The sequence below is a fragment of the Gelidibacter sp. genome, assembly GCF_039916245.1.
Classification (GTDB): Bacteria; Bacteroidota; Bacteroidia; order Flavobacteriales; family Flavobacteriaceae; genus Gelidibacter.
This window is the reverse complement of record NZ_JBDSLS010000159.1, coordinates 1-6,243: the sequence shown is the minus strand read 5'-3', so window position 1 is coordinate 6,243 and position 6,243 is coordinate 1. Positions and strand designations below refer to the sequence as shown.

Here is a 6,243-nt window from a genome sequence, read left to right as displayed (position 1 = left end):
TCCCGTGGTCTTCACTTCCGAAAAGATGAAGTCCGCTGTTCAGATTTGCCATCGTGTGCAACAATTTACCAGAACGGGTTTGAATGCCCCTTCCAGAAGTAATGAATTTAAAATCCTTGTGCCATTCCGGCTTTGTGATTTGAGCTGTAATATCTTCCGGTTCGCTCCAAGTTTTACCATTATCAATACTTTTCACAACATGCAGATAGTAAATATCTTTTTCCGTGTCCAAATTCATGAAATTATAAAACATGAAAATGGCGTCGGTTTCGCTATCCACAATCATGGACGGATCAGACGCCGATTGTCCCTCAGGAAAATCTACGACCGTTTCAATAGCAGACCATGTTTTACCATTATTTGCACTTCGTCTCACAATGATATTGGCGTTGCGATTTGTTCTTAAATCGCCACAGTCGGGCACACGTTCATCAATTGCGGCAATAAGGTCGCCATTAGGTGCAGTTACAATAGCAGGAATTCGGTAACAGGCCACGTCATGATTCATGCCCGTGTTGAACAAGTCGTGAAATACCAAGGCATCGTCCGAATAATCTGTTTTTTGCTTTGTTCCACCGCAACTAAAAATAAATGTAGAAATTAGGATTAGAAATATTCTTTCCATCTTTAGAATAGAGTATTAATTGATTGTTAAGGAATAAAACCTAAATAGTTTAATCAAAAAAAAGAGCCTTCAGAAAAATTCCCTAGGCCATTTTTAAATTATAAATTTATTTTCTCGCTTTTTTATAAACGTCTTTGCCGTCGGTCAACCAGTCCAAAGAAAAGTATACAAACGGATTCTTGGTGTGCTCATCTTGTTCAAAAAACAACCCAATATCGCCATTATCAAGAATCGTCATATCTGAATATGCTGACGAACCTTCGTAAATCGTTTTACCTTCTGACCATGTTACGCCTTCGTCATAACTAATGCGAACAGTCATATTAACGCGTCCCTTTTCAGATTTGGCATTCGAAAAAAGAAGCCTGTTTTTATCATAACCATCTTTAGTGTCGGTGTATCGAATGATACTGGCATTGCATCCTGGGTCAATTAACTCTGGTGCTGGCGTGGTCGTCCATGTTTTTCCTTCGTCCGTAGAGCGATGTACATAACGCATTCCTGCTCTATTCACACGGGCATTGATCATCAAAGTGCCATCAGTAAGCTCAATCACTTTTGATTCGTCAGCCGGCTGTATTGGTGTGTCAATAAAATACCATGTTTTTCCGTGGTCATCACTTCCAAATAAATGAAGGCCACTGTTGAGATTGACCATGGTATGCAATAATTTACCTGAACGTGTTTGAATACCTCTTCCTGAGGTAATGAATTTAAAGTCATTTTTCCATTCGGGCTTAGCAATATAAGGTGTAATATCCTCTGGTTGGCTCCATGTTTTACCATTATCGACACTTTTAACGACATGTAGATAGTAGATATCCTTTTCTGTTTCTAAATTCATGAAATTGTAAAACAAGAAAATCTCCTTGGTCACCTCATCCACGATCATCGATGGATCAGAGGCGGATTGTCCGTATGGAAAATTCACTACGGTTTCGATATTTGACCAGGTTTTCCCATTGTCTGAACTTCTTCTCACAATGATATTGATATCGTAACTATATTTTAAATCGCCGCAATTGGGCACACGCTCATCAATAGCAGCAATAACATCGCCGTTTGGCGCAGTTACAATGGCAGGAATTCGGTAACATTGTACGCCCTCAGTCATGGACGTATTGAACAAATCCTGAAATACTGGAGCACCATCAGTCGTGCTTTTAGTTTGGGTTTTCACACCGCAATTAAAAAGGAATACGGCGATTAGGAGTGTGAGTAGTTTATTCATCATTATTGTATTTATATTATTTATTCTTTTAGGTATTCAGTGAAAAAATCATCGTTCAACTCAATTTTTAATTTCAAAATCAATCATCCGTCAGATTTATTATAGAACACAGATGACGCTGATTGTGCTGATTTTCACTGATTTATTTTGGCTTTTATTTCAAGCCATGAACATCATTGGCCGAACATCGAACATCGTCTGACCGAATTCAAAGTATATTCTCTATATTCTATTTTCTGTGCTTTACCGTCTTTGTTCTTAATTTTAAAAGCGAAGCGGTCTTAATTCTTATTTCATTCATACATATCATCCACATCGGCATGATGTAATTCTTCAAAAAAATCAGCGACGTTTTGTGTGACCACTTCTAAAAAGGCTTTTCCTTTTTCTTTAGTTGCCAATTTAGGATTTCCAACACCAGTATCTTCAGTGACTTGTGTCCATTGGCGCTGTGAGCTGACCCAACCTTCTTTAAGGCCTTTGATTTTAAATGTTTTGGCGGCTCCATCACTTGCTTCTTCCAATGGCAATACTAAATTCGGAGCAATGTACTGCATCGCTGAAGTTTCCAATTCGCCAGCGTGATCGCCAGGTTCGTTAAAAAAATCGCCGGCTTTAGCTGTTTGCCACCAATTAAGAGTACAAACAAAAACCTTTGGGAATACTAGACTTAGCTCTCTGATGATCTGTTTAAAATTATTGCCACCATGGGAATTGACAATCACTAATTTTCGAATATTTTGCCCGTCCAACACTTGAACAATATCTCTTAAGACAGCGTATTGCGTACTTGGACTCATGTTTATACAGAGTGAAATATCCATTTGACCGGTATTGACCCCAAACGGAATCGTAGGCAATACCACAACTTTAGCCTTTTTATCCCAGGCTTTTTTTGCTGCCTCAATGGCCACATATTCCGCCTGAAAATTATCGGTAGCGTATGGCAGATGGTAATTATGCGCTTCCGTAGCGCCCCAAGGCAAGACTGCAACCGTAAAGTTGGTTTCCTTGACAGCTTTCCAATTGGTCTCTGCCAAAACATAAGGCCTGATGGAGTTTATCATAATGCGATGGGTTTATTTTCTATTTTATCAAAGGTTTTCCAACATTGGTACATGGCTCTTGGCACGTGGAAACAGCCTTTCCATTTACCGCCTTTTAAATCGAGCAATACTTCGCCCTGTCGGTTTAAATAGCCAAACCATTCGCCATTTTCAGGATCTGAAAAATGAGACCAGGCGTACCCATGCACTTTCTCATACCAAACCATCAGCTCTTTTCGACCCGTTTGTTCGTAGGCTTTGGATAATGCCACTAAGGCTTCCAAATGCACCCACCATAGTTTTTGATCCCACTCCAATTGTTGTGGCGGTTTACCCAACGCATCCATAAAATAAAAGATACCACCGTATTTCTCATCCCAACTGTACTCTAAAATGCGTAAAATGGTATCCGTAGCTTTTTCGATAAGCTCGGTATCATTGCGTCTCACGCCAATATCAATCATAAACCACATGGCTTCAATACCGTGCCCGGGATTTAGGAGTCGGCCATTAAAACTATCTTCATGAGTGCCATCAGGACGGACAAATTCATAAATAAGTCCAGAATCTTTATCCAAAAAGACATTCATCACTTCATTGATGCTGAAATCGATGGTTTTATTAACTTCGGCTTCATCTAAAACAGACTCCAATTCCAACACCAAATTGGACAAAATCATTGGTAGGGAAAAACTTTTTAAAGGGCGTTCACCAGTCGATTTCTCGTAATGTCCTTTCGGATTGTCTTTCTTTTTTAAGATATTGAGATAGGTCTGTTTCGCCAATTGCTTAATCTCCTTATCGCCAGATGCTAAAGCATATTGACTAAAGGCCATGGCGGCAAAACAATCGGAAAAAATATTATAAGGCTGCACTAATGGCTTCCCTTCTTTGGTCGTTGAGAAATAGAAATTTCCATCTTTATCCATGCCATGTTTGATGATAAAATCGATACCATGTTTTGCCGTTTTTAACCAGGGCTCATGTTTTTCAACGGTATTATAAAGCATTGAAAATGTCCACGCTTGCCTACCTTGGAGCCACATAAACTTATCGGTATCATAAACCTTACCTTTAGTATCTAAACAGGTATAATAACCACCAGATTCTGAATCTATTGAATGATTTTCCCAAAATGGAATAATATCATCGAGCAGTGCTTTTTTATAAAGTGAAGTATATTTCATATCTTATAGAATTTCAGAAAATTATTGTCATTTTTACGTGCGTATATAATTAACTTTGCGTAATATGTACTACATAATACAAACTTAACGAAATTAGATTTATAAATTACATTTGCAGTAAACTAAATAAGCATGAAAAACCGCATAAGCCTTAAGCCATTAACCAACCTCTCTTTAGTCGATAAAGTAGAAATTCGCATCACTGAATATATCAAAAGCAATAGGCTTCAGGTAGGCGACACCATCCCTAAAGAAATGGAGTTTGCAGAAGCGCTTGGCGTCAGCAGAACGGTGATTAGAGAAGCGTTGACCAGACTTCGGACGATTGGCATTATCGATTCTAAAAAGCATAAAGGCATGGTGGTTTCTCAGCCCGATTTTATCGAAAACTTCGAAAAGGTGATGGAGACCAATTTATTGGGCGATGAGACCTTAATGGATATTTTTGAATTGCGTTTGATTTTAGAAATGGGAATGGTCGATTTAGTGTTTGCACGAAAGACGGATGAAGACTTGATCGAACTGGAAAAAATTGTTGAAAAGATGGAAAAAGACGCTCCAGAGTCTAACGTTTTCAGTCTGAAAAATGAAGTGGCATTTCATGGCAAACTCTATGACATGTCAGGAAATAAGACTTTACAAAGAGTTCAAAACATCCTTTTACCGGTTTTTCAGTACGTCCATGACCACAAATTACCTGATGCCAAAACCTATATGTATGCTAAAAACTTCGTTTCACACCGTCAACTTTTAGACTATTTAAAGGAAGATGATAAAGAGAAATTCAGAAAGGGATTGGCGCAACATTTAGAGCCACATTTTGACAGAGTACTAAAAACTACTGAATTCTAACTTTAAAAACTGCTTTTTTAACCAGTGACGGCTCGCCAGTAGTTAGATCGGGCATGTGAATATCATCTGGAAAGAAGATCGCAAACATCCCAGCTTTTACTGTGATGATGTCATAAGGTTCCTCAAACAACATATAATCATCAGTGTCGTCATAGGCTTTTTTTGGTTTTTGACCAGCGTTGATGGTCACTCCCATTTTCTCAATCCCTTGCACTACATATTGAACGTCAATGTATTTTAGATGCGATTCTAAAAGTTGATCGGCAATGGGATTGGTTGGATTTTCCTTTAATATGACAAAAAGAGCCTCGCCTTCAATCTCATGTTTTCCCATTGGCAAATTGGCGAAATCGACGCTTGTAATATAATCTAAAGCTTTAGCAATCCCCGGATGAACGCCGCGATATAGGTTTGCGTTTTCTATTTTATCTAGTATCATGTGTATGTGTATAAATTTTGTTAAGGTTGGGGAAAAAGAACATAGACCGCTTCGCTGTTAGAATCAAGAATCAAGACACTTCGACAAGCTCAGCGACCACCGCTTCGCTTTTAGAACAAAGAACAAAGACTTATTCATTTAAGACCGAAATCTTAGGAATCAAAACCCACCATAAGCCTTGACTTATTATTTTAAAACGAAAAAAAACCAAGCACAAAATTAATACTTCGCTTGGTTTTTTCATTGTTATTAAAAAGAAATTATTTACTCAAATGCTCCAATAATCCGATGTCATCCAATTCCTTTCTGATTTCTATATAAGCTTCATCAGAAAGCGTGGTATGTGGGAATCTACTTGGGCCACAATCGATGCCTAAGGTTTTCATAAAGCCTTTAGCAACACCGTTAAAACCACCATGACCATCTAAAATTTCAACAAAACGGATGGCTTTTGTTTGCAATGCCGCAGCTTCGGTCATTTTACCTTCTTCAAAAAGGGTTTTTATTTTATAGTATGCAGGCGCCAAATGATTGTAAGTACTTCCTACCCATCCATCGGCCCCAAGTGGTAAACTTGAAATGAAAATCTCATCAAACCCAAATAGGATATTGTATTTCCCTCCTTCAAAATTTTTGCAGTGTAAGAAATCAATCAAATTGTTATTGGTAAACTTGATGCCTTCGAAATTCGGAATTTCCTTTGGCGCTACTTTTAAAAAGTCGAGCATATTCAAATTGGCGCCACTCAACACAGGGATATGATAGTAGTAAAATGGCAAGTTAGGTGCACACGCGGCAACTTCCTTACAATATTGCACTAACTTATCTATCGTGTTTAACTTAAAATAATACGGTGCCAAAAC

Annotated in this window: 7 protein-coding genes; 1 reads left to right on the top strand and 6 read right to left on the bottom strand. The window is 38.3% G+C overall.

Annotated elements, in window-relative coordinates; translation table 11 throughout:
• The 4 genes from ABIQ28_RS08575 to ABIQ28_RS08560 form a co-directional block, all read right to left on the bottom strand.
• Nucleotides 1–625 (bottom strand): sialidase family protein (locus tag ABIQ28_RS08575; protein WP_348036475.1); only part of this gene is annotated, 625 nt, incomplete at its 3' end.
• 106 nt (nt 626–731) lie between these two features.
• Nucleotides 732–1,859: a sialidase family protein gene (locus ABIQ28_RS08570; protein ID WP_348036474.1), complete on the bottom strand. Its 1,128-nt coding sequence runs from the start codon at nt 1,857–1,859 to the stop codon at nt 732–734.
• A 290-nt stretch (nt 1,860–2,149) separates the two neighbouring features.
• Nucleotides 2,150–2,923 (bottom strand): creatininase family protein, encoded by a 774-nt coding sequence (locus ABIQ28_RS08565; protein ID WP_348036473.1) that lies wholly within the window; start codon nt 2,921–2,923, stop codon nt 2,150–2,152.
• Complete coding sequence (locus ABIQ28_RS08560; protein ID WP_348036472.1) at nt 2,920–4,089, bottom strand: AGE family epimerase/isomerase; 1,170 nt, start codon at nt 4,087–4,089, stop codon at nt 2,920–2,922. The genes ABIQ28_RS08565 and ABIQ28_RS08560 overlap by 4 nt, the downstream gene beginning before the upstream one ends.
• Before the next feature lie 132 nt (nt 4,090–4,221).
• Here ABIQ28_RS08560 and ABIQ28_RS08555 point away from each other — a divergent pair, with 132 nt between their 5' ends.
• Entirely contained in the window at nt 4,222–4,941 is a 720-nt protein-coding gene (locus ABIQ28_RS08555; protein WP_348036471.1) for an FCD domain-containing protein, read from the top strand.
• Here the strand turns inward: ABIQ28_RS08555 and ABIQ28_RS08550 are convergent.
• Together ABIQ28_RS08550 and ABIQ28_RS08545 are read right to left on the bottom strand one after the other, a co-directional pair.
• Entirely contained in the window at nt 4,928–5,380 is a 453-nt protein-coding gene (locus ABIQ28_RS08550) for a YhcH/YjgK/YiaL family protein (protein ID WP_348036470.1), read from the bottom strand. The genes ABIQ28_RS08555 and ABIQ28_RS08550 overlap by 14 nt on opposite strands.
• A 260-nt stretch (nt 5,381–5,640) precedes the next feature.
• On the bottom strand, nt 5,641–6,243 hold a 603-nt coding region (locus ABIQ28_RS08545; RefSeq protein WP_348036469.1), incomplete at its 5' end, for a dihydrodipicolinate synthase family protein.

What these genes read in the sequence shown, in the direction of transcription:
- ABIQ28_RS08550 (WP_348036470.1), bottom strand. Translation starts at nt 5,380, where the DNA reads ATGATACTAGATAAAATAGAAAACGCAAACCTATATCGCGGCGTTCAT.
- ABIQ28_RS08560 (WP_348036472.1), bottom strand. Translation starts at nt 4,089, where the DNA reads ATGAAATATACTTCACTTTATAAAAAAGCACTGCTCGATGATATTATT.
- ABIQ28_RS08565 (WP_348036473.1), bottom strand. Translation starts at nt 2,923, where the DNA reads ATGATAAACTCCATCAGGCCTTATGTTTTGGCAGAGACCAATTGGAAA.
- ABIQ28_RS08555 (WP_348036471.1), top strand. Translation starts at nt 4,222, where the DNA reads ATGAAAAACCGCATAAGCCTTAAGCCATTAACCAACCTCTCTTTAGTC.
- ABIQ28_RS08570 (WP_348036474.1), bottom strand. Translation starts at nt 1,859, where the DNA reads ATGATGAATAAACTACTCACACTCCTAATCGCCGTATTCCTTTTTAAT.